Genomic DNA, 25962 nt, shown 5'->3' with positions numbered 1-25962 from the left:
AAATAAAGGCCCTGCGGGGCCTTTTCTTCATTTGAAGCATGATAAATAGTCGCAGTATTTTAATTTAATTTCATACTTGCTTATGAATAATACCCGGAAATAGCCACATTACTATTTAATTATCTGAGATAAACTCAACGTCAAGAGGTGGGTTATGATTAGATATAGTGGAATATTTCTATCGCTGTTAATGCTTTCAGGTTGTGCAACTGAAGCATTGAAAAACGAACAAGCTGAAACTGTTATTACTGCGGGTAACAAAGCAGTAGCGGCGAATGCAAGTTTCTTTAAACAATACTATGCTTCTCGTGAAAACTTCCTTGTTAATTTCTACGCGACTAATCCGGATTGTGCCCTGCGACCTGATTATACCATTGATATAGGCGGTGATGGGAATGGCGGAAAATTATGCCAGCGTTCAGGGCCAAATACAAAACAAGTACAATTAGTCCCTTTCGAGAAAGAAAAATTACTGGCTTCAATGGAAGTCATTAATAGCATGAGCGCTTATGTGGAACTTCTGACAGAGGATATGGCAACTACGGAAAGTCAGCAAGTGGCATTACTTAAACAGGCTCTGGATCACGCAAACAACGCACAAACACTACTTGGTATTTCACATAGCAAAGATTTAGCTCAATCTGCAGCAGCGGTTAAAGATTTGGTAAATTATTTCAATGAGTTATATATAATTAAAGTCAATTCTGGAAAAATAGGCAAAACGGTAGATGAAAACTGGGTAAGACTTATAAAGAACATGGCAGTTTTGCGCAATGATATTTATACAAAAAGCAATAAGATTGAAAATTATACCTTTGCGAATGTGCATGATAATATGTTTTATTATAATACGGCATCTAAAAACTCTAAGAATACAGAGTTTAACACTCTGAAAAACAGGAAGGAGTTTCTAAGTTTAGTAATCAATGTGAATGAAACCAGACTACAGGCATCGGCACCTGCCATGCCTGCGATTGAGGCTTTAAATGCCTTTATAGATAAGGGTGATTATCTGAAAAGCTTATACGTTAATAAAACACGTACGGCAGCTGAACAAAAAAGATTAAATGAAATATTACGCGCACAAGTAATTAGTGGATTAAAGGCGTCTGAGGGGCTGGCAAAACTACTTATTGCTAGCGGAATAATGTTATAGGAGGCTTTTTATGAACGATGTACAAAATCGTAGAATACTGGCATTACTCGACATGCTGTATAATACCTTGGGCAACAAAACCACATGCAAGGTTTGTCATAAATATTTTATCCTTATCCTCTCGGTTATGAACAATCTGACGATTAACTATGGTACTGAAACCTCACCAGAGTTAAGCGGAATCAGTTATGAAGATGCGAATGTGCTAATTACGGAACTGATATTATTTATTGAAGATGTTGACGCTGAGAATCATGAAGCATATCCGGGACATTTGAATGAGATTAAACGAATTCTGAATTTCGCTATTGCCGCTTGAATATAATTATGATTAAAGCACCTCAAGAGGCAATCTTTTGAGGTGCTTTCACTTAGTAGTCAATCCCGATTTGCGCCTTAACACCTGCATCAAACGCATGTTTGACGGGGCGTAATTCACTGACGGTATCTGCCAGTTCAAGTATATCCCGATGACAGCCACGACCCGTAATAATCACCGTTTGTTGATGTGGACGATCATTTAAGGCTTGCATCACTTCTTCCAGTGGCAAATAGTCATACGCCACCATATACGTCAGCTCATCGAGCAAAACCATATCCAGTGAGGAATCAGCCAGCATCCGCTTTGCATGTTGCCAGACTTCACGGCAGGCGGCGGTATCAGACTCGCGATTTTGCGTATCCCAGGTAAAGCCCGTTGCCATCACCTGAAACTCGACGCCATGTGGCTCCAGCAGATTGCGCTCGCCGTTAGGCCAGGTGCCTTTAATAAACTGCACGACGCCCACTTTTTTTCCGTGACCAACTGCGCGTGTTGCCGTACCAAATGCCGCGGTGGTTTTGCCTTTTCCATTGCCGGTAAAGACGATGACAATGCCACGCTCATCCTGCGCTTGCGCCACGCGAGCATCAACTTTCTCTTTAACACGCTGCTGACGCTGTTGGTAGCGTTCATCACTCATTGGGAAATTCCTGGTTTGCGGCCCGGTTGGGCGTCAAAGGTCATGCCGGTTTTACGGCGGCTGTCATCGCCCATCAGCCATAAATAGAGTGGCATGATATCGGCGGGGGTTTTGAGTTTCTGTGGATCTTCGGTGGGGAAAGCACTGGCACGCATTGCAGTACGTGTACCACCTGGGTTAATACAGTTCACACGCAGGCGCTGCTGGTATTCATCGGCCAGCACTTGCATCATTCCTTCGGTGGCAAATTTCGACACCGCATATGCGCCCCAGTTGGCTCGTCCCTGACGTCCAACGCTTGATGAGGTAAAGACCAGCGAACCCGCGTCAGATTTGAGTAATAAAGGAAGCAGTGCCTGGGTGAGCATAAAGGTGGCATTAACGTTGACCTGCATGACGTCCTGCCAGACCTGCGGATTTTGCTCGCGCATTGGGCAAACATCGCCGAGCAATCCGGCGTTATGCAGCACGCCGTCCAGACGCGGGTAATTAACAGCAATACGCTGTGCCAGTTGTTGGCAGTCTTCGGACGTACAGGTCAGCAAATCGAGAAGAAACCATTGCGGCTGGCGTCCTGTCTCTTCGAACATGCTCTGGGCCACCTGACGTAATTTTTCTTCGTTCCGGCCCAGCAGAATGACCGTCGCGCCATAGCGCGCATAAGTTAAGGCGGCTTCACGACCAATGCCGTCGCTGGCGCCTGTCACCAGGATAATACGATCATTGAGTAAATCTTGTTTTGGTTGGTAATGCATGGCTACTCCCCGACGACATCAACAGTCGCGCTGCCAGTGTACTTTATGACTTTGGGGTTTTATGCCTGAAACAGGAGGGCATTTCAATCAGCCTGGGGCGATAACGCCGTAAAATGAATACTTTGTCATACTTTCCCTGCAATAACATCTCTGCGAGACGGCTTAACATGCCTGTTGTAAACTGTGAGCCAAAGCGTTGTTTAACCAAGGTGGGACTCGTGGAATTGTTGTCTGAATATGGTTTGTTTTTGGCGAAAATCGTCACCGTTGTGGTGGCGATTGCGGCTATTGCCGCCATTATTGTCAATGTTGCTCAACGTAATAAACGCCAGCGTGGCGAGTTACGGGTCAACAATCTCAGCGAACAGTATAAGGAGATGAAAGAAGAACTGGCTGCGGCGCTGATGGATCCACATCAGCAAAAACAGTGGCACAAAGCGCAGAAGAAAAAGCACAAGCAAGAAGCGAAGGCAGCGAAAGCAAAAGCCAAACTGGGCGAGGTGACAGCCGAAAGCAAGCCTCGAGTCTGGGTGCTGGATTTCAAAGGCAGCATGGACGCGCATGAAGTGAACGCGCTACGTGAAGAGGTCACTGCGGTACTCGCGGCATTTAAACCGCAGGATCAGGTCGTTCTGCGTCTGGAAAGCCCCGGTGGCATGGTACATGGTTACGGCCTGGCGGCTTCACAGTTGCAGCGCCTGCGCGATAAAAATATTCCTTTAACCGTTACGGTAGACAAAGTGGCTGCCAGCGGCGGTTACATGATGGCCTGTGTGGCGGATAAAATTGTTTCAGCGCCGTTTGCAATTGTTGGCTCTATTGGTGTTGTGGCGCAAATGCCCAACTTTAACCGCTTCCTGAAAAGCAAAGATATTGATATCGAACTGCACACTGCCGGGCAGTATAAGCGCACACTGACAGTGCTGGGTGAAAACACCGAAGAAGGGCGCGAGAAATTCCGCGAAGAACTGAACGAAACTCATCAGTTATTTAAAGATTTTGTGAAGCGTATGCGTCCGTCTCTGGACATTGAAATGGTGGCAACCGGTGAACACTGGTACGGACAACAGGCGGTGGAGAAAGGCCTGGTTGACGAAATCAATACCAGTGATGAAGTGATCCTTAGCCTGATGGAAGGTCGTGAAGTGGTCAATGTACGCTATATGCAGCGTAAACGGTTGATCGATCGATTCACTGGCAGCGCGGCAGAGAGCGCCGACCGATTGTTGCTACGCTGGTGGCAACGCGGGCAAAAACCGTTGATGTAAAAGATAAACGCGAGGGTAAAACCTCGCGTTTTGCTTTAATCGACCAGATGGTATTTTTCCGAGAGCACATGGGCCAGGTGTTTGAACATATTAAACACCGCGGTGCTTTTCGCTGTCGGCAATCCTTGTTCATCTAAAAAATAATCGCCGCTAAACACCAGCACGCCATTACGCTGCGTGACGCCGGTGGCTTCAATCCCTGCGAGCGTATCCTCATGCTCACGTATGATTTTGTTAGCCTCTTTCAACAGCGTTTCGCGGTCGATGGGTTGTGTCTCTTTGTTCATTATTTACTCCTTAAACAAGGACATTAGTCTACGCCAGGCATGGCTTGCAGACAAATATACCACGCTGACGGCAAGAGCGCCTTACTGGCAACTTTGGATTTTGCATGCTAATAAAGTTGCGTAACGGATTTTATCAGGTACAGTGTGACGCTTTCGTCAATCTGGCAATAGATTTGCTTGACATTCGACCAAAATTACGTCGTGCTATAGCGCCTGTAGGCCAAGACCTGTTAACTCAGTCACCTGAATTATCGTGAACAGAGTCACGACAAGGGGTTGATATCCGCAGAGAGCGAGTCCATATCGGTAACTCGTTGCCAGTGGAAGGTTTATCAATGTGCGACGCATTCCTGGAAGAATCAAATTAGGTAAGGTGAATATGGGTAAAGCTCTTGTCATCGTTGAGTCCCCGGCAAAAGCCAAAACGATCAACAAGTATCTGGGTAGTGACTACGTGGTGAAATCCAGCGTCGGTCACATCCGCGATTTGCCGACCAGTGGCTCAGCTGCCAAAAAGAGTGCCGACTCTACCTCCACCAAGACGGCTAAAAAGCCTAAAAAGGATGAACGTGGCGCTCTCGTCAACCGTATGGGGGTTGACCCGTGGCACAATTGGGAGGCGCACTATGAAGTGTTGCCAGGTAAAGAGAAGGTCGTCTCTGAACTGAAACAACTGGCTGAAAAAGCCGACCACATCTATCTCGCAACCGACCTTGACCGCGAAGGGGAAGCCATTGCATGGCACCTGCGGGAAGTGATCGGTGGTGATGATGCGCGCTATAGCCGAGTGGTATTTAACGAAATTACGAAAAACGCGATTCGTCAGGCATTTAACAAGCCAGGTGAGCTGAATATCGATCGTGTTAATGCCCAGCAGGCGCGTCGCTTTATGGACCGCGTGGTGGGGTATATGGTTTCTCCGCTGCTGTGGAAAAAAATTGCTCGTGGTCTGTCTGCCGGGCGTGTGCAGTCGGTGGCGGTCCGCCTGGTGGTTGAACGTGAGCGTGAAATTAAAGCGTTCGTACCGGAAGAGTTCTGGGAAGTGGATGCCAGCACGACCACGCCATCCGGCGAGGCATTGGCTTTGCAGGTGACCCATCAGAATGACAAACCGTTCCGTCCGGTCAATAAAGAACAAACTCAGGCTGCGGTAAGTCTGCTGGAAAAAGCGCGCTACAGCGTGCTGGAACGTGAAGACAAACCGACAACCAGTAAACCTGGCGCTCCTTTTATTACCTCTACGCTGCAACAAGCTGCCAGCACCCGTCTTGGTTTTGGCGTGAAAAAAACCATGATGATGGCGCAGCGTTTGTATGAAGCAGGCTATATCACTTACATGCGTACCGACTCCACCAACCTGAGTCAGGACGCGGTAAATATGGTTCGCGGTTATATCAGCGATAATTTTGGTAAGAAATATCTGCCGGAAAGTCCGAATCAGTACGCCAGCAAAGAAAACTCACAGGAAGCGCACGAAGCGATTCGTCCTTCTGACGTCAATGTGATGGCGGAATCGCTGAAGGATATGGAAGCGGACGCACAGAAACTTTACCAGTTAATCTGGCGTCAGTTTGTTGCCTGTCAGATGACCCCGGCGAAATATGACTCCACGACGCTGACCGTTGGTGCGGGCGATTTCCGCCTGAAAGCACGCGGACGTATTCTGCGCTTTGATGGCTGGACGAAAGTAATGCCTGCGCTGCGTAAAGGCGATGAAGATCGTATTTTACCGGCGGTCGATAAAGGCGACTCCCTGTCGCTTGTTGAACTGACTCCGGCACAGCACTTTACCAAGCCGCCAGCCCGTTTCAGCGAAGCCTCGCTGGTTAAAGAACTGGAAAAACGCGGTATTGGTCGTCCGTCTACCTATGCGTCGATTATTTCGACCATCCAGGATCGCGGCTATGTGCGTGTGGAAAACCGTCGATTCTATGCGGAAAAAATGGGTGAAATCGTAACCGATCGCCTGGAAGAAAATTTCCGCGAATTAATGAATTACGACTTCACCGCGCAGATGGAAAACAGTCTCGACCAGGTGGCAAATCACGAAGCAGAGTGGAAAGCTGTACTGGATCACTTCTTCTCGGATTTCACCCAACAGCTTGATAAAGCGGAAAAAGATCCGGAAGAGGGCGGTATGCGTCCAAACCAGATGGTTTTGACCAGCATTGACTGCCCTACCTGTGGCCGCAAAATGGGTATTCGTACAGCGAGCACCGGGGTATTCCTTGGCTGTTCTGGCTATGCGCTGCCGCCGAAAGAGCGTTGCAAAACCACCATTAACCTGGTGCCGGAAAACGAAGTACTGAACGTACTGGAAGGCGAAGACGCTGAAACTAACGCCCTGCGCGCCAAACGTCGTTGCCCGAAATGCGGCACGGCGATGGACAGCTATCTCATCGATCCAAAACGTAAGTTGCATGTTTGTGGTAATAACCCAACCTGCGATGGTTACGAGATCGAAGAGGGCGAATTCCGCATTAAAGGTTATGACGGTCCGATCGTTGAGTGTGAAAAATGTGGCTCTGAAATGCACCTGAAAATGGGGCGTTTCGGTAAATACATGGCCTGCACCAACGAAGAGTGTAAAAACACGCGTAAGATTTTACGTAACGGCGAAGTGGCGCCACCGAAAGAAGATCCGGTTCCGCTGCCAGAATTAGCGTGCGAAAAATCGGATGCTTATTTCGTGCTGCGTGACGGCGCTGCTGGAGTGTTCCTGGCTGCCAACACCTTCCCGAAATCTCGTGAAACGCGTGCGCCGCTGGTTGAAGAGCTTTATCGCTTCCGCGACCGTCTGCCGGAAAAACTGCGTTATCTGGCGGAGGCTCCGCAGCAAGATCCAGACGGTAATAAGACAATGGTTCGCTTTAGCCGTAAAACCAAACAGCAATATGTCTCTTCGGAAAAAGACGGAAAGGCAACTGGCTGGTCAGCATTTTATGTTGATGGCAAATGGGTTGAAGGGAAAAAATAACCTTTAAGTCTGTCGGGTTTTTATAAACAAAGGGTCGCAAAAGCGGCCCTTTTTCATTGCATATTATTTTTTCTACACACCTATACACTAAAGCTATAAATGATATAGTGGTTATAGTTATCACTTTTTTTATTATTAAATCGTATTAGTCACCCGCCAGGTGTGGCGAAAAAACGATGTTCTGATGGCGTCTAATTGGATGGTTTAACATGAAATTACAACAACTTCGCTATATTGTTGAGGTAGTCAATCATAACCTGAATGTCTCCTCAACGGCTGAAGGACTTTACACATCACAACCCGGGATCAGTAAGCAAGTCAGAATGTTGGAAGATGAACTGGGCATTCAAATTTTTTCCCGTAGCGGTAAGCACCTGACGCAGGTAACCCCCGCAGGGCAGGAAATTATTCGTATTGCTCGTGAAGTGTTGTCAAAGGTCGACGCCATTAAATCGGTAGCCGGTGAACACACCTGGCCTGATAAAGGTTCGCTATATATTGCCACTACCCATACTCAGGCACGTTATGCGCTGCCAAATGTCATTAAAGGCTTTATCGAGCGTTATCCTCGCGTTTCTTTGCATATGCATCAGGGCTCGCCGACACAAATTGCTGATGCAGTCTCTAAAGGTAATGCCGATTTCGCAATCGCCACGGAAGCCCTGCATTTATATGAAGATTTAGTGATGTTGCCGTGCTACCACTGGAACCGGGCCATTGTGGTAACCCCGGATCATCCTCTGGCGGGCAAAAAGGAAATCACGATTGAAGAACTGGCGCAGTATCCGCTAGTAACCTATACCTTCGGCTTTACCGGCCGTTCCGAACTGGACACAGCGTTTAACCGCGCAGGCCTGACGCCGCGAATTGTCTTCACAGCAACTGATGCTGACGTCATTAAAACCTACGTTCGTCTTGGGCTGGGAGTAGGGGTCATTGCCAGCATGGCGGTCGATCCGGTTTCAGACCCCGATCTGGTGCGTGTCGATGCACATGATATCTTCAGCCACAGCACAACTAAAATTGGTTTTCGCCGTAGTACGTTTTTACGCAGCTATATGTATGATTTCATTCAGCGTTTTGCGCCGCATTTAACGCGAGACGTCGTTGATGCCGCCGTAGCACTGCGTTCCAATGAAGAAATTGAAGTCATGTTCAAAGATATCAAATTGCCAGAAAAATAATTACCCACGTTATTTCCGGCATCTTTTTATGTGACAAAGGTGCCGGAATATATTCTCTATTCCTTTTTATTTGTTAGTCGCTCACAATATAAATATCCACAAAATTTTTATGGCAAATCGAGCATAAAGTAGTGTCTATTTATCCGCGTTGCAAACTCCACTCTTCAAATATCTATTTCAGGTCAAAAGATTGAATTATTCACTGGAAACGATTCGTAAATTCGCTGGATTTTTGACTAAAGTTTCATTAGGATTTGTCCTATCATTTGATTAATTATAGCAATCGTTTAGCGTCTTTCTGATAAGTGATGGCGATTATATGAGGTTAGCAATGCCTTCTGGAAATCAGGCCCCCCGCCGGGACCCTGAATTAAAACGCAAAGCCTGGCTTGCGGTATTTCTTGGTTCTGCGCTCTTTTGGGTGGTTGTTGCACTGCTGATTTGGAAAGTGTGGGGATAACTATGGTCGTTCAGGAGCAACATCAGGAACCGTCACCATTATGTCAGCAGAATGACAATGCAACGGAAACGAAACGGGATTGTTCCGTCGTTATACCCCATAGCTGGAAACTAACACCGCAACAGCAAGCCTTTATAGAGATGTTTGCTGAAGATGATCAGCAGAAACAATAATTATCATCATTCTTGTTACCCAATATATTAATGAATATAACGGCTTTTAATACACCACAGCAATAACCGGTTGAGTTATCTCAACATAAAGTAATAACAGTTAAGGGTGTAGCCTATGATCACTACAAATACGAAATACTGGTCCTGGATGGGCGCATTTTCTCTGTCGATGCTCTTCTGGGCCGAACTCCTCTGGATCGTTACTCACTGATCCCTGACCTCGCTGCGGCGGGGTTTTCTTTTGCGTTGCCACAAGGTTTCTCCTCTTTTATTAATTTGGGTTGTTATCAAATCGTTACGCGATGTTTGTGTTATCTTTAATATTCACCCTGAAGAGAATCAGGGCATCGCAACCCTGTTATTAAGGAGGAGCTATGTCGTCAACCCTACGAGAAGCCAGTAAGGACTCGTTGCAGGCCAAAGATAAAACTTACCACTACTACAGCCTGCCGCTTGCTGCCAAATCACTGGGCGATATCACCCGTCTGCCCAAGTCACTCAAAGTTCTGCTCGAAAACCTGCTGCGCTGGCAGGATGGCAATTCGGTCACCGAAGAAGATATTCATGCGCTGGCGGGATGGCTGAAAAATGCCCATGCCGATCGCGAAATTGCCTACCGTCCAGCCAGGGTGCTGATGCAGGATTTTACCGGCGTACCTGCTGTTGTTGATCTTGCGGCGATGCGGGAAGCAGTAAAACGTCTCGGTGGCGATACCGCGAAGGTGAATCCGCTCTCACCGGTCGATCTGGTGATTGACCACTCGGTTACCGTCGATCGCTTTGGCGATGATGAGGCATTTGAGGAAAACGTACGCCTGGAAATGGAGCGCAACCACGAGCGTTATGTGTTTCTGAAATGGGGGCAACAGGCGTTCAGTCGTTTTAGCGTTGTGCCACCAGGCACTGGGATTTGCCACCAGGTGAACCTTGAATATCTCGGCAAAGCGGTGTGGAGTGAATTGCAGGAGGGGGAATGGATTGCTTATCCGGATACGCTCGTCGGCACCGACTCGCACACAACCATGATTAACGGTCTTGGTGTGTTGGGCTGGGGCGTTGGTGGAATCGAAGCGGAAGCGGCGATGTTAGGTCAGCCAGTTTCCATGCTTATTCCTGATGTGGTGGGCTTTAAACTCACCGGTAAACTGCGTGAAGGTATTACTGCCACCGACCTGGTGCTGACCGTTACTCAGATGCTACGTAAACATGGCGTAGTAGGTAAATTCGTCGAATTTTACGGTGATGGTCTGGATTCACTGCCACTGGCGGATCGTGCAACCATTGCCAATATGTCGCCGGAATATGGTGCGACCTGCGGCTTCTTCCCAATCGATGCTGTCACTCTCGATTACATGCGGTTAAGCGGCCGTAGTGAAGACCAGGTTGAACTGGTTGAGAAATATGCTAAAGCGCAGGGGATGTGGCGGAACGCAGGTGATGAACCGGTGTTTACCAGTACGCTTGAATTGAATATGAACGACGTAGTCGCTAGTCTTGCCGGTCCAAAGCGTCCACAAGATCGTGTTGCGCTGCCTGATGTGCCAAAAGCTTTTGCCGCCAGTAACGAACTGGAAGTCAACGCCACGCATAAAGATCGCCAGCCGGTCGATTATGTTATGAACGGGCATCAGTATCAGTTGCCTGATGGTGCAGTGGTTATTGCTGCGATAACGTCGTGTACCAATACCTCTAACCCCAGCGTGCTGATGGCGGCCGGATTACTGGCGAAAAAAGCCGTCACCCTGGGGCTGAAACGACAACCGTGGGTCAAAGCGTCTCTCGCGCCTGGCTCGAAAGTGGTTTCTGACTATCTGGCAAAAGCCAAACTGACGCCGTATCTTGATGAACTGGGCTTTAACCTTGTGGGCTATGGTTGTACCACCTGTATTGGTAACTCTGGTCCGTTGCCCGATCCTATCGAAACCGCGATCAAAAAGGGCGATTTAACCGTTGGCGCGGTGCTGTCTGGCAACCGTAACTTTGAAGGACGTATTCATCCGCTGGTTAAAACCAACTGGTTGGCTTCGCCGCCGCTGGTGGTTGCCTATGCACTGGCGGGCAATATGAATATCAACCTGGCTTCCGAACCTCTGGGGCACGATCGTAAAGGCGATCCGGTATATCTGAAAGATATCTGGCCATCGGCTCAAGAGATTGCTCGCGCTGTTGCGCAAGTCTCCACTGAAATGTTCCGTAAGGAGTACGCGGAAGTTTTCGAAGGGACTGCGGAGTGGAAGGAGATTAAGGTTGTACGATCAGATACCTACGGATGGCAGGATGATTCGACCTACATTCGCTTATCGCCTTTCTTTGATGAAATGCAGGCAACCCCTGCGCCAGTGGAAGATATTCACGGCGCGCGAATTCTGGCAATGCTGGGTGATTCGGTTACCACTGACCATATCTCTCCGGCAGGCAGCATTAAGCCTGATAGCCCCGCGGGTCGATATCTACAAGGTCGTGGTGTTGAGCGTAAAGATTTTAACTCCTACGGTTCGCGTCGTGGTAACCATGAAGTGATGATGCGCGGCACGTTCGCCAATATTCGCATTCGTAACGAAATGGTGCCTGGTGTTGAAGGGGGGATGACGCGCCATCTACCAGGCAATGATGTTATCTCTATTTATGATGCGGCGATGCGCTATCAGCAAGAGAAAACACCGCTGGCGGTAATTGCCGGGAAAGAATATGGGTCAGGTTCGAGTCGAGACTGGGCGGCAAAAGGCCCGCGTCTGCTCGGTATTCGCGTGGTGATTGCAGAATCGTTTGAACGTATTCACCGTTCGAATTTAATCGGCATGGGTATTTTGCCGCTGGAGTTCCCGCAAGGTGTGACGCGTAAATCGTTAGGGCTGACGGGGGAAGAGAAGATTGATATTGCCGATCTGCAAAATCTGCAACCTGGCGCTACGGTTCCTGTGACACTAACGCGAGCTGATGGTGTGCAGGACGTTGTGCCGTGCCGTTGTCGTATCGACACTGCAACAGAATTAACCTATTACCAGAACGACGGTATTTTGCATTATGTCATTCGTAATATGTTGAAGTAATTCAGCTTTATTTGCCGGATGTGGATCATCCGGCAAATATATTAAGTCTGTAGCGAACAGGGTTATTTGTTGAACAAATGGCCCATTTTCTCGGCTTTAGTATCGAGATAGTGTTCGTTATTTGGGTTACGGCCAACAATCAACGGCACGCGCTCAACAATGTTGATACCTGCTTCGGTCAGAATTTCGACTTTTTTGGGGTTGTTGGTTAACAGACGGACTTCATTAACGCCCAGTAACTTGAACATGTCGGCGCAGAGGGTGAAATCACGTTCATCAGCGGCGAAACCTAACTGATGATTGGCCTCTACAGTATCGTAACCTTGATCCTGTAACGCATAAGCACGGATTTTATTCAACAAACCGATGTTACGTCCTTCCTGACGGTGGTACAGCAAAATACCACGGCCTTCTTCGGCAATATGCGTCAGTGCCGCTTCAAGCTGGAAGCCGCAATCGCAGCGCAAGCTGAACAGGGCATCACCGGTCAGACACTCAGAATGGACGCGTGCCAGGACAGGAGTATGTCCTGAAATGTCGCCATAAACTAACGCGACATGATCGTGTCCGGTTGCCAGTTCTTCAAATCCCACCATCAGGAAATCGCCCCAGGGGGTTGGCAGTTTGGCTTCTGCCACACGTTTAAGCTGCATGAAATTCTCCAGATAATGCTGGTTCTGTATTGGCTTATTTTGCCATAACGCGAAGGGGTTCTCCTAATCACGACGCGCCAATCGTTCACTGAATGGCACAAATCTGTCAATTTTTACTGGAGCAGGCATTTTCAGTTATGATTGTGGGAATTATAAAAAGGAGAGGCCATGCGTTCGATTGCCAGACGTACCGCAGTGGGAGCTGCACTATTACTTGTAATGCCGGTAGCTGTATGGATTTCTGGCTGGCGTTGGCAACCAGGAGATCAAAGTTGGCTGTTAAAAGCGGCCTTTTGGGTCACTGAAACCGTTACTCAGCCTTGGGGCGTCATTACACATCTGATTTTATTCGCTTGGTTTCTCTGGTGTCTGCGTTTTCGCCTCAAAGCCGCAATTATGCTGTTTACCATTCTGGCTGCGGCGATCCTCATTGGACAAGGCGTGAAATCCTGGATAAAAGATAAAGTTCAGGAGCCGCGCCCCTTTGTGATATGGCTGGAAAAAACACATCATATTCCGGTTGAGGAGTTCTACACTTTAAAACGTGCGGAACGCGGAAGTTTAGTGAAAGAACAGTTGGCTGCAGAAAATAATATACCGGGCTATTTACGCTCTCACTGGCAGAAAGAGACGGGATTTGCCTTTCCTTCCGGTCACACGATGTTTGCTGCCAGTTGGGCGCTGCTGGCCGTTGGGTTACTGTGGCCGCGTCGGCGAACGTTCACCATTGCACTCTTGCTGGTTTGGGCCACGGGAGTCATGGGAAGCCGCCTACTGCTCGGGATGCATTGGCCGCGTGATTTGGTGGTGGCTACATTGATTTCGTGGGCGCTGGTGGCGGTGGCAACCTGGCTTGCACAACGAATTTGTGGGCCATTAACACCACCTCCGGAAGAAAATCGTGAGATAGCGCAACGAGAAGAAGAAAGTTAACGCTGGTTGATTTTCTGATTTTCGCCCTTAAATCACCAACAATGCACGTAGTTGCCATTTCGCAGTCGGCGTGAAAATGGTACTTTAAAGGGCTATTGCGGTAAGTTGACCATAATTTATGCGCTCTAACCACATAACGGGAAGTAATGTGAAATATTTACTCATTTTCTTATTGGTGTTGGCGATTTTCGTGATTTCGGTCACGTTAGGTGCGCAGAACGATCAACAGGTGACGTTTAACTATCTGTTAGCGCAAGGGGAGTATCGTATCTCTACTTTGCTGGCGGTATTGTTTGCTGCGGGTTTTGCTATCGGTTGGTTAATTTGCGGACTGTTCTGGCTGCGAGTTCGTGTTTCTCTGGCGCGTGCTGAACGTAAAATAAAGCGACTGGAAAACCAGCTTTCACCCGCGACTGATGTGGCGGTAGCGCCGCATGCGTCAGTGGCGAAGGAATAACCTTCTATGCTGGAGTTGTTGTTTCTGCTTTTGCCTGTAGCCGCTGCCTATGGCTGGTATATGGGCCGCAGAAGTGCGCAACAAAACAAGCAAGATGAAGCCAATCGCCTGTCACGTGATTACGTGGCGGGGGTTAACTTTCTGCTTAGCAATCAACAAGATAAGGCGGTGGACCTGTTCCTCGATATGCTCAAAGAGGATACCGGCACCGTTGAAGCCCACCTTACGCTCGGAAACTTGTTCCGATCCCGTGGCGAAGTCGATCGTGCAATTCGCATCCACCAAACTTTAATGGAAAGCGCCTCGCTGACCTATGAACAGCGCCTGTTGGCAATTCAGCAACTGGGGCGTGATTACATGGCTGCCGGATTGTACGATCGTGCGGAAGATATGTTTAATCAATTGACTGATGAAACTGACTTCCGTGTTGGCGCTTTGCAACAACTCCTGCAAATCTACCAGGCCACCAGTGAATGGCAAAAGGCGATCGATGTCGCCGAACGTTTGGTTAAACTGGGTAAAGATAAACAGCGGGTCGAAATAGCTCATTTCTATTGTGAATTAGCTCTTCAATACATTGCCAGCGAAGATCTCGATCGTGCCATGACGTTGCTGAAAAAAGGGGCGGCGGCCGACAAAAACAGCGCGCGCGTATCCATCATGATGGGGCGTGTGTTTATGGCCAAAGGCGAGTACGGCAAAGCCGTCGAAAGCCTGCAACGCGTTATTTCTCAGGACAGAGAACTGGTCAGCGAAACGCTGGAAATGCTGCAAACCTGCTATCAGCAACTGGGTAAAACTGCCGAATGGGCAGAGTTTCTCCAGCGAGCGGTGGAAGAAAATACGGGTGCTGATGCTGAACTGATGCTTGCTGACATCATTGAATCGCGTGACGGGAGCGATGCAGTTCAGGTTTATATTACGCGCCAGTTGCAACGTCACCCAACCATGCGCGTGTTCCACAAATTGATGGATTACCACCTCAATGAAGCGGAAGAAGGGCGTGCAAAAGAGAGCCTGATGGTGCTGCGCGATATGGTTGGTGAGAAGGTACGCAGTAAGCCGCGTTATCGCTGCCAGAAGTGTGGTTTTACCGCTTATACCCTTTACTGGCATTGTCCGTCCTGTCGGGCCTGGTCGACCATTAAACCAATTCGTGGTCTGGACGGCCTGTAGTTTTAAAAAAAATCAACTTTAGTTACAACATACTAATAGCTGTTATCAACAAATGTGCTTCGGTAACTCCTGTATGGAAAAGCCTGACAGGGGAGAAATCGCAACTGTTAATTTTTTATTTCCACGGGTAGAATGCACGCCGTTTACCTTTTTCGCGCCACTTCCGGTGCCCATCATCAAGAAGGTCTGGTCATGACGTTAACTGCTTCATCTTCTTCCCGCGCTGTTACGCGTTCTCCCGTCGTTGTTGCCCTTGATTATAATAATCGTGATGCTGCGCTGGCATTTGTCGACAAAATCGACCCACGCGATTGTCGTCTGAAAGTTGGCAAAGAGATGTTTACGCTGTTTGGGCCACAGTTTGTCCGTGAACTGCAAGAGCGTGGTTTTGATATCTTCCTTGACCTGAAATTTCACGACATTCCCAACACAGCAGCGCACGCCGTGGCCGCAGCGGCTGACTTAGGTGTGTGGATGGTGAATGTTCATGCCTCTGGCGGGGCGCGTATGATGACCGCAGCTCGTGAGGCGCTGGTTCCGTTTGGCAAAGACGCGCCGTTGTTAATAGCGGTAACTGTGCTGACTAGCATGGAATCAAGCGATCTGGCGGATCTCGGCGTGACACTGTCACCAGCGGATTATGCAGAGCATCTGGCGGCGCTGACACAAAAATGTGGTCTTGATGGCGTGGTGTGTTCTGCCCAGGAAGCCGTTCGTTTTAAACAAGCGTTTGGTCAGGACTTCAAACTGGTTACGCCGGGTATTCGTCCGCAGGGGAGTGATGCTGGAGACCAGCGCCGTATTATGACGCCAGAACAGGCGCTGGCAGCTGGGGTTGATTATATGGTGATTGGTCGCCCGGTGACGCAATCTGCGGATCCAGCGCAAACGCTGAAAGCGATCAACGCCTCGTTACAGCGGAGTGCATAATGAGTGATTCCAACAGCCGTCTGGTCTATTCAACGGAGACTGGACGTATCGATGAACCGAAAGTAGCCCCTGTACGCCCTAAAGGTGATGGCGTTGTGCGTATTCAACGTCAAACCAGCGGCCGCAAAGGTAAGGGTGTTTGCCTGATTACAGGTGTTGATCTCGATGAAGCTGAACTGATAAAGCTAGCGGCAGAACTGAAGAAAAAATGCGGCTGCGGAGGGTCAGTAAAAGAAGGAATTATCGAAATTCAGGGAGATAAGCGTGATTTATTAAAATCAATGCTTGAAGCGAAAGGCATGAAGGTAAAACTCGCCGGCGGTTAACAAAAAAAGCCACGAAAATATTCGTGGCTTTCGTTTATTTTACTGTGTGTATTATTCAGTTATTTCGTACTGAACAGAGTTAAGCGTATTATAATTGCGAGTCGCTAATCGACATTTATTTACGATTATTTACCGACCTGGTGACCGATAATACCACCGACTGCTGCACCGCCTAACGTACCCAGCGTGCTGCCATCAGTCAGTACTGCGCCACCTAAAGCACCTGCACCCGCACCGATTGCGGTATTACGATCTCGTTTAGACCAGTTAGAACAGGCACTCAGAGACATAGCCAGCGTAATCGCCAGAACAGCCGCGGTCATTTTTTTGCTCGTTACAAACATAATACTCTCTCCTGAATTTATGATTCACGGAAGTAAGCTCTCTTTAACTATAATAGTTAAGACGCTTTCTGAAAAAGTTATTTTCCGTGAAATCCTCTCGCGCAGGGTTATATCACGCAGGTGACAGTCACTTCCTGTTATATCGCTAATGTTAAGTTTACAACTTTGAAGTTTTAAGGACAGGTAAATAGTCTTAATTAACAACCAGGAATCATCTTAGAGCGGATGATTTGCGAAAGTGCAAATCATCCGTAGAGGAGGGGAAATTAATTGTTGATGACGTGAACCGTCAGTCTATTATGCTCAAGATGCAACAGGTGGCTGGCAGGTATCTTCGAGTCGGTAATGACCCGTTTGATTTTCTCAACAGGGCCGATGGAGTAAGAATGTACGGCACCAAATTTTGAGCTGTCCGTCAGAACTATTGCTTCGCACTCTTTTTCCAACACGGCATTGACTACGTCGGTACGCATCATGTCGCGTCCAGTAAATCCAGTTTCAGGTTGCCAGCCATCAATACCAATAAATGCCTTACTGAAATGAACCTGCTGGATACACTGACGTGTCAGAGGGCCAACCATGCTTTCGCTTTTTTTCTGGTACACGCCACCAAGTAGAATGACTTCACAGGGCGCGTCTTTCAACAAATGCGCAATGTAGCTGCTAACCGTAATGATGGTAACATCTTTCTTCTGTTCGCCTAACGTGCGAGCCAGAAGGGCATTGCTGCTGCCATTTTCAATAAAGATAGTTTCACCTGACTGAACCAGAGAGGCCGCAAACTCGGCAAGTTCACGCTTCAACGTATAATTACTCATCATCCGGGTTTCAACATCATCGCTATCAAGCGAAACTGCAAAACCATGCGCGCGGCGCAGATAACTCAGTTTTTCGAGGGTGTTGAGATCCTGGCGAATAGTAACTTCAGAAACACCAGTGGCTTTTGCCAGTTCGGTTACGCTAACCTGACCCTGGTCAATGACCATCTGTAGAATTGTTTGTTGTCGGGAATTCATCGCTGTAATTCTTATAACGTTATAATATTCAATAAAAAAGCTGACGCGCCTGGCATCCTTTTCTGCTAAATGGAAAGCCTGAAAGCACGACTGTTAAATCTCCCACGGTGCCTTCGGGATGTCTGGCGTAGATGCAGCAACCTGGCGCAAGAGTTCTGCTTTTAGTATCTCGAGATTATGGATCGCAGAGTGGTGATCGCCCGCCACAAGGATATCTAACACAATATCAATACGTTCGGCAACGCGCTGGGCATCAAATTCAGACATGAGGGCATCCTTATGGCAAATAAAGGCAAAAATGAATAATGCAAAAATTGCCACTAAAAGAGAAGCGTATAGTGGCAAAGGCTAATTATCATTCGGAAATGTGATAAATAATGAGATTATGTATCGTTAAATGTTTATATCCGTCTCTTTATGACCGCTTTAGATAACGTTTAAACCAGCGCTCGAAGGCCACGGCAGGCATTGGTTTGGCAAACAAAAATCCCTGCCTCTCATTGATGCCGTTTTTGGTTAAAAAGGCATCTTCTTTTGTGCTTTCCACGCCTTCTGCGATGACTTGCAGATTCAATGCCTGGGCGACGGCGACAATCGCGCGCACTAATGACTGCGAGACAGGTTGTTTGTGAATATTACGGACAAAAGCCTGGTCAAGTTTAATCGCATCAATGGGAAAGCGGGCAAGTTGCGAAAGCGAAGAATAGCCGGTGCCAAAATCATCCAAATGCACTTGCGCGCCTAACTGACTAAATTGCTGGATAACGGAGAGGGCGAGTTCATCATTTTCTATCAGACAGCTTTCAGTTAACTCGATATCAATAGGGCAGTATTCAAAATTCAGTTTTTGAAGAACCTGCTTCAGATCGGTAAAAAGAGTTTGATCGGCAAACTGGCGCGCAGAGATGTTAACCGCTACCCGCAGATTAATGCCTTTATCACGCCATTTCGCCACCTGACGCACCACATCGAGAATCACCCAACGTCCTAATGGAACAATTAGTCCAGACTCTTCGGCATAGGAAATAAAGTCTAACGGGGGAATGAGTCCGCGTTCAGGCGACTGCCAGCGCACCAACGCTTCCAGGCTTCGTACTTCACCGCGCCAGGTGATTTTCGGTTGATAATGAATCACTAACTGATCGTTTTCCAGCGCCTTACGCAGGTTGGTATCAAGCCAAAGATATTCGAAAACCCGTTGGTTCATTTCTGGCGAAAAAACACAGAACTGTCCGCGCCCACCTTCTTTTGCGGTGTACATTGCGGTATCGGCATGGCGAATAATGGCAGCGCTGTCCATACCATGTTGTGGCGAAAGTGAAATACCGACTGAACAGCCGGTATAGACTTCAATTAAACCAATGCGGAAGGGTTGGCGAAGTCGGGTTAAAATACGCGATGCCATCGCTTCCAGTGCGCTTTGTGAAGTATTGGGTGCTAGTACCAGAAACTCATCCCCGCCAGGACGCGCCAGCACCTGATCCTGTTCAAGGCAGCTTAAAATGGCCAGTGACACCTCACGTAATAACTGGTCGCCAAATAAATGCCCGTAAGCGTCGTTTACCTTTTTAAAATTGTCTAAATCAAGATATACAACACCAACCTTACAGTCGTTAGCTTGATCAATGGCATGATCGATTAACGCCTGCATGGCGTTACGATTCGGTAGTCCAGTGATGCTGTCGGTATTTGCCAGTATGCGAAGTCGTTCCTGGGCGCGACGCTCTTCGGTAATATCGGTGCCGGAACAGATTAAATAGATCTCATTTTTGCCGCTACCGCTGTGCACAAATTTGTTGCGAAACAGAAATAGCCGTTGACCTTTGCGCGTTGGTATCCAGAGCTCAATTTCATAAGCATTACCGCTGCGAAAAAAGCCACGGTTATTGCGGCTGGATGCTGCAGCTTCACGACGGCTCATAAACAGCTTAAATACGCTTTGCCCAATGACATCGTGCTCTTTGAAACCTGTGTATTCTTCACATAATCGGTTAAACCGTTGGATATTTCCCCGGCTGTCAAGAATGACTATCGCGGAATGAGCTTCAGACACTACCTGTTCAGCAAAAGAGAGTCCATGCGATAAATCGCGGGCTACTGCCAGTGTGTCATGCCATGCAGACGCGTTGCCGCCCCATTCGCGCTTATTGATTTTTCGTCCAACCAGATGCACAGAAAGATCGCTCTCATTGACGGTCAGACTCATCATCAAGCTGGAAGTGATGACCGTCATTTCCCTGATGCGAGCAGCCTGTTCGGCAGATAACTGCAAAGTACGTTCAGGTTCTGTGGTTTCGGTGGTGGAAAAGCGCAAAACATCGCTGCTTTCCGATAAACGCCAGTATGGATTGTGCGATCCGAGAAAGTTGTACAACGTTGTGGACTCCCTAACTGTTTTCATGAAGCGTGTCTTCCGGTTAACAGCGGAGTTCGCGATTAAAAGAAAGGTCCAACATGAATTACATAAAATTAGCGATGGCTAAACGTATTGTTTTATTTATATATTTATTTGTAATCCAGTTTTGGAAAAACGCCAGTTTACAAACGAAAGTCTGTGAAAAAAATCTGGGGGGATAAAAATGAATGCGGAGACGAGTCAAGTAAACGGCCCATCCGTAATGAATGGGCCGCAAAAGAATATTACGCTACCGGACGAGCAATAATGCTGCGAGTTTCCATACGAACTTCGGCAATAGTGACGTCGATAACATCGGTTACCTTGTAAACCGTTTCACCTTTAATTTGCACGGTGCCATTTTCCTGACTGCAAACCAGTTCATCACGCACAGCGTGTAAGAAAGGCGCAGGAATAAAAGCGATAGCGCCGTTATCAACCAGACGCACACGCATGCCGCCACGGCTGATATCGACAATTTCCGCCGCAAAACGGGTGTCGGTCCCGGCTTTGTCTTTCAGGAAGCGTGCGTATAACCAATCACCGACATCACGTTCCGCCATCCGGTTAAGACGACGACGCTCTGCCATTTGGACGGTGATTTCATCCTGCGGACGCGTCGCCGTTTCGCCTTTAATGATCGCTTTTAGCAGACGATGGTTGATCATATCGCCATATTTACGGATCGGTGAGGTCCAGGTGGCATACGCTTCCAGGCCGAGGCCAAAATGAGGGCCTGGTTCAATGCTGATTTCGGCAAAGGATTGGAAACGACGAATACGGCTGTCGAGGAAACCGGTCGGTTGCGCATCCAGTTCGCGACGCAGTTTGCAGAAACCATCCAGCGTGAGCACTTCTTCAGCATCGACATGCAGACCGTGCGTTTTTAGCAATGCTGCCAGCGCTTCAGCATTTGCCGGATCAAAGCCCATATGCACGTTATAGATGCCAAAACCGAGCTTATCGCGCAGTACGCGGGCCGCACAAATGTTAGCGGCGATCATCGCTTCTTCGACAATACGGTTGGCAATGCGACGAGGCTCGGCGACGATATCCAGCACTTCACCTTTTTCATCGAGAATAAAACGGTAATCCGGGCGATCTTTAAACACCAGTGCATGGTTATGGCGCCACTCGCCGCGACGTTGACAAATTTGCGCCAGGAGGCGAATTTGTTCGGCAATGGCCTCATTTTCTGGCTGCCAGTCGCCGGTGTTTTCCAGCCAGTCGGAAACCTGGTCATAAATCAGTTTCGCTTTGGACTCGATGGTTGCGGCAAAGAACTCGATATTGTCTTCAATGGTGCCATCTGCGGAGAGCGTCATCCGACACGCCAGTACCGGGCGAACTTCATTGGCGCGCAGTGAGCAGAGATCGTCGGAAAGCTCACGCGGCAGCATTGGGATGTTGAAACCTGGCAGATAGTTGGTGAATGCACGAACTTTTGCCGCTTTGTCCAGTTTACTACCTTCTGCAATCCACGCGGTTGGATCGGCAATCGCCACGATCAGTTGCAGTTTGTCATCCGGGAGCGCCTTCGCGAAGAGGGCGTCATCCATATCTTCCGTGCTGGCGCTATCGATGGTGACAAAATCCAGTGCAGTCAGATCTTCGCGCACCAGACCTTCGTCGAGCATTTCAGTAGCAACGCCGTTCGGCGCTTCTTTTTCCAGGTTATGACGCGCCAGAGTTACCCACCACGGCACGAAGTGATCGTCGCCAAAAGTGATGTACTGCGTGAGTTCTGCATAGAAAGAACGATCGCCTTTCAATGGATGACGGCGCATTTCGGCAACTGCCCAGTCGCCTTCTTTGAATTCATGTGTCAGGCCACGGGCTGCGCGGCAAGGAATGGCATCTTTCAATAATGGATGATCAGGGACAATGGCCAGACGGTCATTCTTGCCCTGAACTTTACCCACGAAGCGGGTTAGAAAAGGTTCAACCAGTTCTTCTGGTTCGGCAGATTCACGATCTTTTTCGCTGTGGATGACTGCGATAATTCTGTCGCCATGCATCACTTTTTTCATTTGCGGCGGCGGAATGAAATAACTTTTCTGTGCATCGACTTCCAGGAAGCCAAAGCCTTTTTCAGTGGCTTTTACCACCCCTTCAGCGCGGGGCGTCTGGGAATGCAGTTGCTGTTTAAGCTGCGCTAGCAGCGGGTTGTCCTGAAACATAATTGTCTATTTTGGTGGCCATTAGAGCGGCTGACAGTTTTACGCGATTCTGTCTGACGCAGCAAGGTTAATATGTTTCACCCAACGCGATTTTTAAGCGATTGATCCAGCCACAAAGCCCGCTCCATACCAACAAATTAATAACCTGCGTTGATGATATTTCGTGTTCGAGTAATGGGCTGAACTGGGCGGCGCTAAAGCGATCGGGTGCTCGGGTCAGCCATTGTATCGCCTGAACGGTAGCGCGCTCAACACAATGGCTATCAGCCCACCGATTAATTTCATTTTCGCCCTGACGTAGAATGAGGATTGCCTCTTTATATTCTGCTGTTGAATATGTTTGGCTAGCGAAGCAAGCGGTGCTGCCATTAATCCGCGCGGTTAACAACGTCGCAAGTTGATGGTTGGTTTTGGCGCTAACCAATGTGCTGGCGAATAGCTCCTCAAGGCGTGAAAGTAGAGCTGGGTGAAGATTGAGTATTTCGGTCAGTTGGCTGAGTTCAACCGACGAACTATTCACCGCATCTTCAGGTAATTTTTCTACGGCGTAGCAGGTACGCCAGCGAGTTGATTCATTCGCAAACAGTGAGGCATCGGCGTAGTTTTGCATCTCCAGACCGGGTAGCCAACGAACGGGTTGCTCGAGATAAGCCTGCAATGTGGCAATCACTCGCGCCTGAAAACCGACAAAGCCAATAATTTGGTTAATGAACACACAGTCCCAGGCGGTAAGGCCGACATCTTTAAGATGCTCACGGGACCGACCGTCGATAATAGATGGAGAGAAGGCCAGTTGGCGGGCATATTGTGTGATTTGCGCCAGCCGATGATTACTTTCCCTGGAGGGATCCGGTCCGGGAAGTGGTGTCAGGCGCGCGGAATAGTAGTTGCACAACCGCTGGACGCCGCAGACCTGAGCAACCGTCAGGGCTGTAGACAGGCGTTCATAAGCGGTGAATGTCTGCAAGCGGGTCACGGCCAGCTGATCCGGGAACAACGCTCCGGCGAGTGCACGTGCGGGTGCCAGCCATGACTGAAAGGGGGCCAGCGTTTGTTCCTCAAGAATCACGTCGAGCAAAAAAGGGTCGTTGACCTTTGCGGCTTCGGGTACAAGTGGCAGAACGTTATGCTCTGAAGTGCTGGATTGGATTTCATGATACCAGTGGCTTTTGCCTGAACTATGGCGTTGTTCCATGGGCGCTCCTTGGTCATAACGGAAATCGTTATCCTGACGCAAGGCGGGAAGGGGAGAAAGACGGATCGGCGATAACAAATATCAGAAAGGTATAACAGAGAAAATGGGCGGCAGAACGCCGCCCATCTTGACCAACAGAACGATTATTTCAGTTCCAGTTCGTTCATTGCAGCGATGCTGAAACCGCCGTCAACGTGGACCACTTCACCGGAGATACCGGCAGAGAGATCGGAGCACAGGAACGCTGCGGAGTTACCCACATCTTCGATGGTAACGGTACGACGAATCGGCGTAACGGCTTCGCAGTGTGCCAGCATTTTACGGAAGTCTTTGATGCCGGAAGCGGCCAGCGTACGGATCGGACCTGCGGAAATGGCGTTAACACGCACACCTTCCGGCCCCATCGCGTTAGCCATATAGCGCACGTTAGCTTCCAGAGATGCTTTTGCCAGACCCATAACGTTGTAGTTCGGGATAGCGCGCTCAGCGCCCAGGTAGGAAAGGGTCAGCAGAGCAGAGCCCGGATTCAGCATGGAGCGGCAAGCTTTTGCCATTGCAACGAAGCTGTAGGAGCTAATGTCGTGGGCAATTTTGAAGCCTTCACGCGTTACGGCGTTAACATAGTCGCCATCCAGCTGATCGCCAGGTGCAAAACCAATAGAGTGTACGAAACCGTCAAATTTCGGCCAAACTTTACCCAGTTCAGCGAACATGGTGTCGATGCTGGCATCTTCGGCAACATCGCACTGCAGAACGATGTCAGAACCTAATTGAGCGGCAAATTCTTCTACGCGGCCTTTCAGTTTGTCGTTCTGGTAGGTGAATGCCAGTTCAGCTCCTTCGCGGTGCATCGCCTGAGCGATACCGTAGGCGATGGACAGTTTGCTGGCAACACCGGTTACCAGAATGCGCTTACCGGAAAGAAAACCCATAGCTTTAATCCTTATTGTTGATGCTTGTTGTGCCTGAAAATCAGGCGATTCGTCGTTTTAGTAAACAGTACGAACAGATAAACGGTTATTATAATCAACCTGGCTGTGGGTGGCTATAGTTGCGCTTTCTGTACCGGAGAGAATCAGCAGTCCAGAGCATTTTGCGACGCCTGCAAGGGGCCGATTGTGGAAATATCTTATAGCGTCTGGCTTTAAAACTATTCGTATTACTTCCGGTAAGTTTGATGATAAAACAGACGCGGATTTATCAGGTCCGGCGTTTGTTGTGTCATCGGCGATTAATAATCTGGCGCCAATCAGTCGCTGTCTTATCTCTGACAAATAGCCCCAATTTAATATTGTCAACTATCTTCACAGAATCTCCACAATCTCTTCATTATCAGAATATACACCATGAATAAGATAAAAATACTTTCCCTCACTTTGGAGAAATGTATAATTGGCAAAAATGAGAATGATCGTTCTCACTAAGTGGAAGGACAGGAGACAGAAATGACCAGCAAGCTGGAGATACGTCACAAACAGCGTCAGGATGAAATCATCAACGCCGCCCGTCGGTGTTTTCGTCGCTGCGGTTTTCACGCCGCCAGTATGTCGCAAATTGCCAGCGAAGCTCAGCTTAGCGTGGGTCAGATATATCGTTACTTCGCCAATAAAGACGCCATTATTGAAGAGATGGTTCGCCGTATCATCGACTTTCGTATTGCCCAGATGGACATTGACGCGCGTACCGATCACTTCCCGGAAGTTCTTGCTTTGCGGAAATCCTTAAATGAGGACGACGACGCGTTGATGCTGGAAGTGGCTGCAGAAGCCACACGCAACCCACGGGTGATGGCGATGCTCGAGGAAGCTGACGCCAGAATGTTCGCTAACGGTTGTGCACATATGAAAAGAATGCATCCCCATCTTAGCGATGAGCACATTCGTTGCTGCGTTGAAGTGCTTGCCACCATGATGGAAGGTACGGTTTATCGTCGCTTAACACCGCAAAAAAGCGATCCCCAACGTCTGCAAAAAATATATCAGGACATTGTTAGCATGTTGATAAATTAATAAGAAAAGAATTAACCGATAGTGGGGGATATTAATCCCCCTTATTTCATTGCGAAATTCATTTCGCGATGCGGGT

Annotated in this window: 27 protein-coding genes; 16 read left to right on the top strand and 11 right to left on the bottom strand. The window is 48.5% G+C overall.

Features of this window, described 5'->3' with window-relative positions; translation table 11 throughout:
• Positions 1-154: 154 nt before the first annotated feature.
• Together D9597_RS12795 and D9597_RS12790 are read left to right on the top strand one after the other, a co-directional pair.
• Positions 155-1156: a hypothetical protein gene (locus D9597_RS12795; protein WP_130222783.1), complete on the top strand. Its 1002-nt coding sequence runs from the start codon at positions 155-157 to the stop codon at positions 1154-1156.
• A gap of 10 nt (positions 1157-1166) precedes the next feature.
• Positions 1167-1475: a hypothetical protein gene (locus D9597_RS12790; RefSeq protein WP_130216042.1), complete on the top strand. Its 309-nt coding sequence runs from the start codon at positions 1167-1169 to the stop codon at positions 1473-1475.
• Between the two features lie 52 nt (positions 1476-1527).
• Here D9597_RS12790 and cobO read toward each other — a convergent pair whose 3' ends face one another.
• On the bottom strand, positions 1528-2118 hold the full coding sequence (cobO, locus tag D9597_RS12785; protein ID WP_130222781.1) for a cob(I)yrinic acid a,c-diamide adenosyltransferase: 591 nt from the start codon (positions 2116-2118) through the stop codon (positions 1528-1530).
• Positions 2115-2873 carry a YciK family oxidoreductase gene (locus tag D9597_RS12780; protein ID WP_130222779.1) on the bottom strand — a complete coding sequence of 253 codons (759 nt, stop codon included), beginning with the start codon at positions 2871-2873 and terminating at the stop codon, positions 2115-2117. Before D9597_RS12780 ends, cobO begins: the two co-directional genes overlap by 4 nt.
• A 218-nt stretch (positions 2874-3091) precedes the next feature.
• Between D9597_RS12780 and sohB the strand changes: the two genes are divergently transcribed.
• A complete protein-coding gene (gene sohB / locus D9597_RS12775) occupies positions 3092-4141 on the top strand; it encodes a protease SohB (protein WP_130216044.1) in 1050 nt (349 codons plus the stop codon).
• Between the two features lie 35 nt (positions 4142-4176).
• On the opposite strand, the gene D9597_RS12770 is transcribed toward sohB, so the two are convergent.
• Complete coding sequence (locus D9597_RS12770) at positions 4177-4428, bottom strand: YciN family protein (RefSeq protein ID WP_130208857.1); 252 nt, start codon at positions 4426-4428, stop codon at positions 4177-4179.
• 379 nt (positions 4429-4807) lie between these two features.
• On the opposite strand from D9597_RS12770, the gene topA reads away from it, so the two are divergent.
• From topA to acnA, 6 genes are all read left to right on the top strand, one after another.
• Positions 4808-7405 (top strand): type I DNA topoisomerase, encoded by a 2598-nt coding sequence (topA, locus tag D9597_RS12765; RefSeq protein WP_130222777.1) that lies wholly within the window; start codon positions 4808-4810, stop codon positions 7403-7405.
• A 209-nt stretch (positions 7406-7614) separates the two neighbouring features.
• On the top strand, positions 7615-8589 hold the full coding sequence (cysB, locus tag D9597_RS12760; protein ID WP_064527218.1) for an HTH-type transcriptional regulator CysB: 975 nt from the start codon (positions 7615-7617) through the stop codon (positions 8587-8589).
• Positions 8590-8908: 319 nt separating this feature from the next.
• Complete coding sequence (locus tag D9597_RS12755; RefSeq protein WP_214251104.1) at positions 8909-9049, top strand: YmiA family putative membrane protein; 141 nt, start codon at positions 8909-8911, stop codon at positions 9047-9049.
• 2 nt (positions 9050-9051) lie between these two features.
• The gene (locus tag D9597_RS12750) at positions 9052-9222 is read left to right on the top strand and encodes a hypothetical protein (RefSeq protein WP_130208853.1); all 171 of its coding nucleotides are present in this window, start codon (positions 9052-9054) and stop codon (positions 9220-9222) included.
• 115 nt (positions 9223-9337) lie between these two features.
• A complete protein-coding gene (gene ymiC / locus D9597_RS12745) occupies positions 9338-9433 on the top strand; it encodes a small membrane protein YmiC (RefSeq protein WP_130208851.1) in 96 nt (31 codons plus the stop codon).
• A gap of 163 nt (positions 9434-9596) precedes the next feature.
• Positions 9597-12272, top strand: coding sequence for an aconitate hydratase AcnA (acnA, locus tag D9597_RS12740; protein WP_130222775.1), 2676 nt, complete (start codon positions 9597-9599; stop codon positions 12270-12272).
• A 62-nt stretch (positions 12273-12334) separates the two neighbouring features.
• Here the strand turns inward: acnA and ribA are convergent, their stop codons facing one another.
• Positions 12335-12925 carry a GTP cyclohydrolase II gene (gene ribA, locus D9597_RS12735; RefSeq protein WP_130208847.1) on the bottom strand — a complete coding sequence of 197 codons (591 nt, stop codon included), beginning with the start codon at positions 12923-12925 and terminating at the stop codon, positions 12335-12337.
• Between the two features lie 168 nt (positions 12926-13093).
• Between ribA and pgpB the strand changes: the two genes are divergently transcribed.
• The 5 genes from pgpB (at position 13094) to yciH (ending at position 16747) form a co-directional block, all read left to right on the top strand.
• Positions 13094-13858, top strand: coding sequence for a phosphatidylglycerophosphatase B (pgpB, locus tag D9597_RS12730; RefSeq protein ID WP_130222773.1), 765 nt, complete (start codon positions 13094-13096; stop codon positions 13856-13858).
• Positions 13859-14006: 148 nt separating this feature from the next.
• Positions 14007-14315, top strand: a complete 309-nt coding sequence (gene lapA, locus D9597_RS12725; RefSeq protein ID WP_130208843.1) for a lipopolysaccharide assembly protein LapA — start codon at positions 14007-14009, stop codon at positions 14313-14315.
• A gap of 6 nt (positions 14316-14321) precedes the next feature.
• Positions 14322-15491, top strand: coding sequence for a lipopolysaccharide assembly protein LapB (gene lapB, locus D9597_RS12720; RefSeq protein WP_130222771.1), 1170 nt, complete (start codon positions 14322-14324; stop codon positions 15489-15491).
• A 192-nt stretch (positions 15492-15683) separates the two neighbouring features.
• On the top strand, positions 15684-16421 hold the full coding sequence (pyrF, locus tag D9597_RS12715; RefSeq protein WP_130222769.1) for an orotidine-5'-phosphate decarboxylase: 738 nt from the start codon (positions 15684-15686) through the stop codon (positions 16419-16421).
• Entirely contained in the window at positions 16421-16747 is a 327-nt protein-coding gene (yciH, locus tag D9597_RS12710; RefSeq protein ID WP_064527234.1) for a stress response translation initiation inhibitor YciH, read from the top strand. Before pyrF ends, yciH begins: the two co-directional genes overlap by 1 nt.
• A gap of 125 nt (positions 16748-16872) precedes the next feature.
• Here the strand turns inward: yciH and osmB are convergent, their stop codons facing one another.
• From osmB to pdeR, 4 genes are all read right to left on the bottom strand, one after another.
• The gene (gene osmB, locus D9597_RS12705; RefSeq protein WP_000498252.1) at positions 16873-17091 is read right to left on the bottom strand and encodes an osmotically-inducible lipoprotein OsmB; all 219 of its coding nucleotides are present in this window, start codon (positions 17089-17091) and stop codon (positions 16873-16875) included.
• A gap of 266 nt (positions 17092-17357) precedes the next feature.
• A complete protein-coding gene (locus tag D9597_RS12700) occupies positions 17358-18107 on the bottom strand; it encodes a DNA-binding transcriptional regulator YciT (protein ID WP_130216058.1) in 750 nt (249 codons plus the stop codon).
• A 93-nt stretch (positions 18108-18200) separates the two neighbouring features.
• A complete protein-coding gene (gene yciZ / locus D9597_RS12695; RefSeq protein ID WP_130208833.1) occupies positions 18201-18374 on the bottom strand; it encodes a protein YciZ in 174 nt (57 codons plus the stop codon).
• Between the two features lie 148 nt (positions 18375-18522).
• Positions 18523-20508 carry a cyclic di-GMP phosphodiesterase gene (gene pdeR / locus D9597_RS12690; protein WP_130222767.1) on the bottom strand — a complete coding sequence of 662 codons (1986 nt, stop codon included), beginning with the start codon at positions 20506-20508 and terminating at the stop codon, positions 18523-18525.
• Positions 20509-20561: 53 nt separating this feature from the next.
• On the opposite strand from pdeR, the gene D9597_RS12685 reads away from it, so the two are divergent.
• A complete protein-coding gene (locus D9597_RS12685; protein WP_130222765.1) occupies positions 20562-20684 on the top strand; it encodes a hypothetical protein in 123 nt (40 codons plus the stop codon).
• 63 nt (positions 20685-20747) lie between these two features.
• Here the strand turns inward: D9597_RS12685 and D9597_RS12680 are convergent, their stop codons facing one another.
• The 3 genes from D9597_RS12680 to fabI form a co-directional block, all read right to left on the bottom strand.
• Positions 20748-22682: an exoribonuclease II gene (locus D9597_RS12680; protein WP_130222763.1), complete on the bottom strand. Its 1935-nt coding sequence runs from the start codon at positions 22680-22682 to the stop codon at positions 20748-20750.
• Positions 22683-22749: 67 nt separating this feature from the next.
• The gene (locus tag D9597_RS12675; protein WP_130222761.1) at positions 22750-23877 is read right to left on the bottom strand and encodes a CMD domain-containing protein; all 1128 of its coding nucleotides are present in this window, start codon (positions 23875-23877) and stop codon (positions 22750-22752) included.
• 143 nt (positions 23878-24020) lie between these two features.
• Positions 24021-24809, bottom strand: coding sequence for an enoyl-ACP reductase FabI (fabI, locus tag D9597_RS12670; RefSeq protein ID WP_000506490.1), 789 nt, complete (start codon positions 24807-24809; stop codon positions 24021-24023).
• 513 nt (positions 24810-25322) lie between these two features.
• Between fabI and D9597_RS12660 the strand changes: the two genes are divergently transcribed.
• The gene (locus tag D9597_RS12660) at positions 25323-25886 is read left to right on the top strand and encodes a TetR/AcrR family transcriptional regulator (protein WP_130208821.1); all 564 of its coding nucleotides are present in this window, start codon (positions 25323-25325) and stop codon (positions 25884-25886) included.
• The last annotated feature ends 76 nt before the right edge of the window (positions 25887-25962 follow it).

The organism is Escherichia sp. E13S3 (genome assembly GCF_004212325.1).
In the GTDB taxonomy this organism is placed as follows: domain Bacteria; phylum Pseudomonadota; class Gammaproteobacteria; order Enterobacterales; family Enterobacteriaceae; genus Escherichia.
This window is presented reverse-complemented; position numbering and strand designations above follow the sequence as displayed.

Coding starts and splice junctions, on each gene's coding strand:
- yciZ (WP_130208833.1), bottom strand. CDS start 18,374: ATGTCTGAATTTGATGCCCAGCGCGTTGCCGAACGTATTGATATTGTG.
- D9597_RS12680 (WP_130222763.1), bottom strand. CDS start 22,682: ATGTTTCAGGACAACCCGCTGCTAGCGCAGCTTAAACAGCAACTGCAT.
- D9597_RS12795 (WP_130222783.1), top strand. CDS start 155: ATGATTAGATATAGTGGAATATTTCTATCGCTGTTAATGCTTTCAGGT.
- D9597_RS12780 (WP_130222779.1), bottom strand. CDS start 2,873: ATGCATTACCAACCAAAACAAGATTTACTCAATGATCGTATTATCCTG.
- acnA (WP_130222775.1), top strand. CDS start 9,597: ATGTCGTCAACCCTACGAGAAGCCAGTAAGGACTCGTTGCAGGCCAAA.
- osmB (WP_000498252.1), bottom strand. CDS start 17,091: ATGTTTGTAACGAGCAAAAAAATGACCGCGGCTGTTCTGGCGATTACG.
- D9597_RS12770 (WP_130208857.1), bottom strand. CDS start 4,428: ATGAACAAAGAGACACAACCCATCGACCGCGAAACGCTGTTGAAAGAG.
- lapB (WP_130222771.1), top strand. CDS start 14,322: ATGCTGGAGTTGTTGTTTCTGCTTTTGCCTGTAGCCGCTGCCTATGGC.
- topA (WP_130222777.1), top strand. CDS start 4,808: ATGGGTAAAGCTCTTGTCATCGTTGAGTCCCCGGCAAAAGCCAAAACG.
- D9597_RS12750 (WP_130208853.1), top strand. CDS start 9,052: ATGGTCGTTCAGGAGCAACATCAGGAACCGTCACCATTATGTCAGCAG.
- D9597_RS12790 (WP_130216042.1), top strand. CDS start 1,167: ATGAACGATGTACAAAATCGTAGAATACTGGCATTACTCGACATGCTG.
- D9597_RS12660 (WP_130208821.1), top strand. CDS start 25,323: ATGACCAGCAAGCTGGAGATACGTCACAAACAGCGTCAGGATGAAATC.
- fabI (WP_000506490.1), bottom strand. CDS start 24,809: ATGGGTTTTCTTTCCGGTAAGCGCATTCTGGTAACCGGTGTTGCCAGC.
- ymiC (WP_130208851.1), top strand. CDS start 9,338: ATGATCACTACAAATACGAAATACTGGTCCTGGATGGGCGCATTTTCT.
- ribA (WP_130208847.1), bottom strand. CDS start 12,925: ATGCAGCTTAAACGTGTGGCAGAAGCCAAACTGCCAACCCCCTGGGGC.
- D9597_RS12685 (WP_130222765.1), top strand. CDS start 20,562: ATGAATTACATAAAATTAGCGATGGCTAAACGTATTGTTTTATTTATA.
- cysB (WP_064527218.1), top strand. CDS start 7,615: ATGAAATTACAACAACTTCGCTATATTGTTGAGGTAGTCAATCATAAC.
- D9597_RS12700 (WP_130216058.1), bottom strand. CDS start 18,107: ATGAATTCCCGACAACAAACAATTCTACAGATGGTCATTGACCAGGGT.
- D9597_RS12675 (WP_130222761.1), bottom strand. CDS start 23,877: ATGGAACAACGCCATAGTTCAGGCAAAAGCCACTGGTATCATGAAATC.
- pyrF (WP_130222769.1), top strand. CDS start 15,684: ATGACGTTAACTGCTTCATCTTCTTCCCGCGCTGTTACGCGTTCTCCC.
- pgpB (WP_130222773.1), top strand. CDS start 13,094: ATGCGTTCGATTGCCAGACGTACCGCAGTGGGAGCTGCACTATTACTT.
- pdeR (WP_130222767.1), bottom strand. CDS start 20,508: ATGAAAACAGTTAGGGAGTCCACAACGTTGTACAACTTTCTCGGATCG.
- cobO (WP_130222781.1), bottom strand. CDS start 2,118: ATGAGTGATGAACGCTACCAACAGCGTCAGCAGCGTGTTAAAGAGAAA.
- yciH (WP_064527234.1), top strand. CDS start 16,421: ATGAGTGATTCCAACAGCCGTCTGGTCTATTCAACGGAGACTGGACGT.
- D9597_RS12755 (WP_214251104.1), top strand. CDS start 8,909: ATGAGGTTAGCAATGCCTTCTGGAAATCAGGCCCCCCGCCGGGACCCT.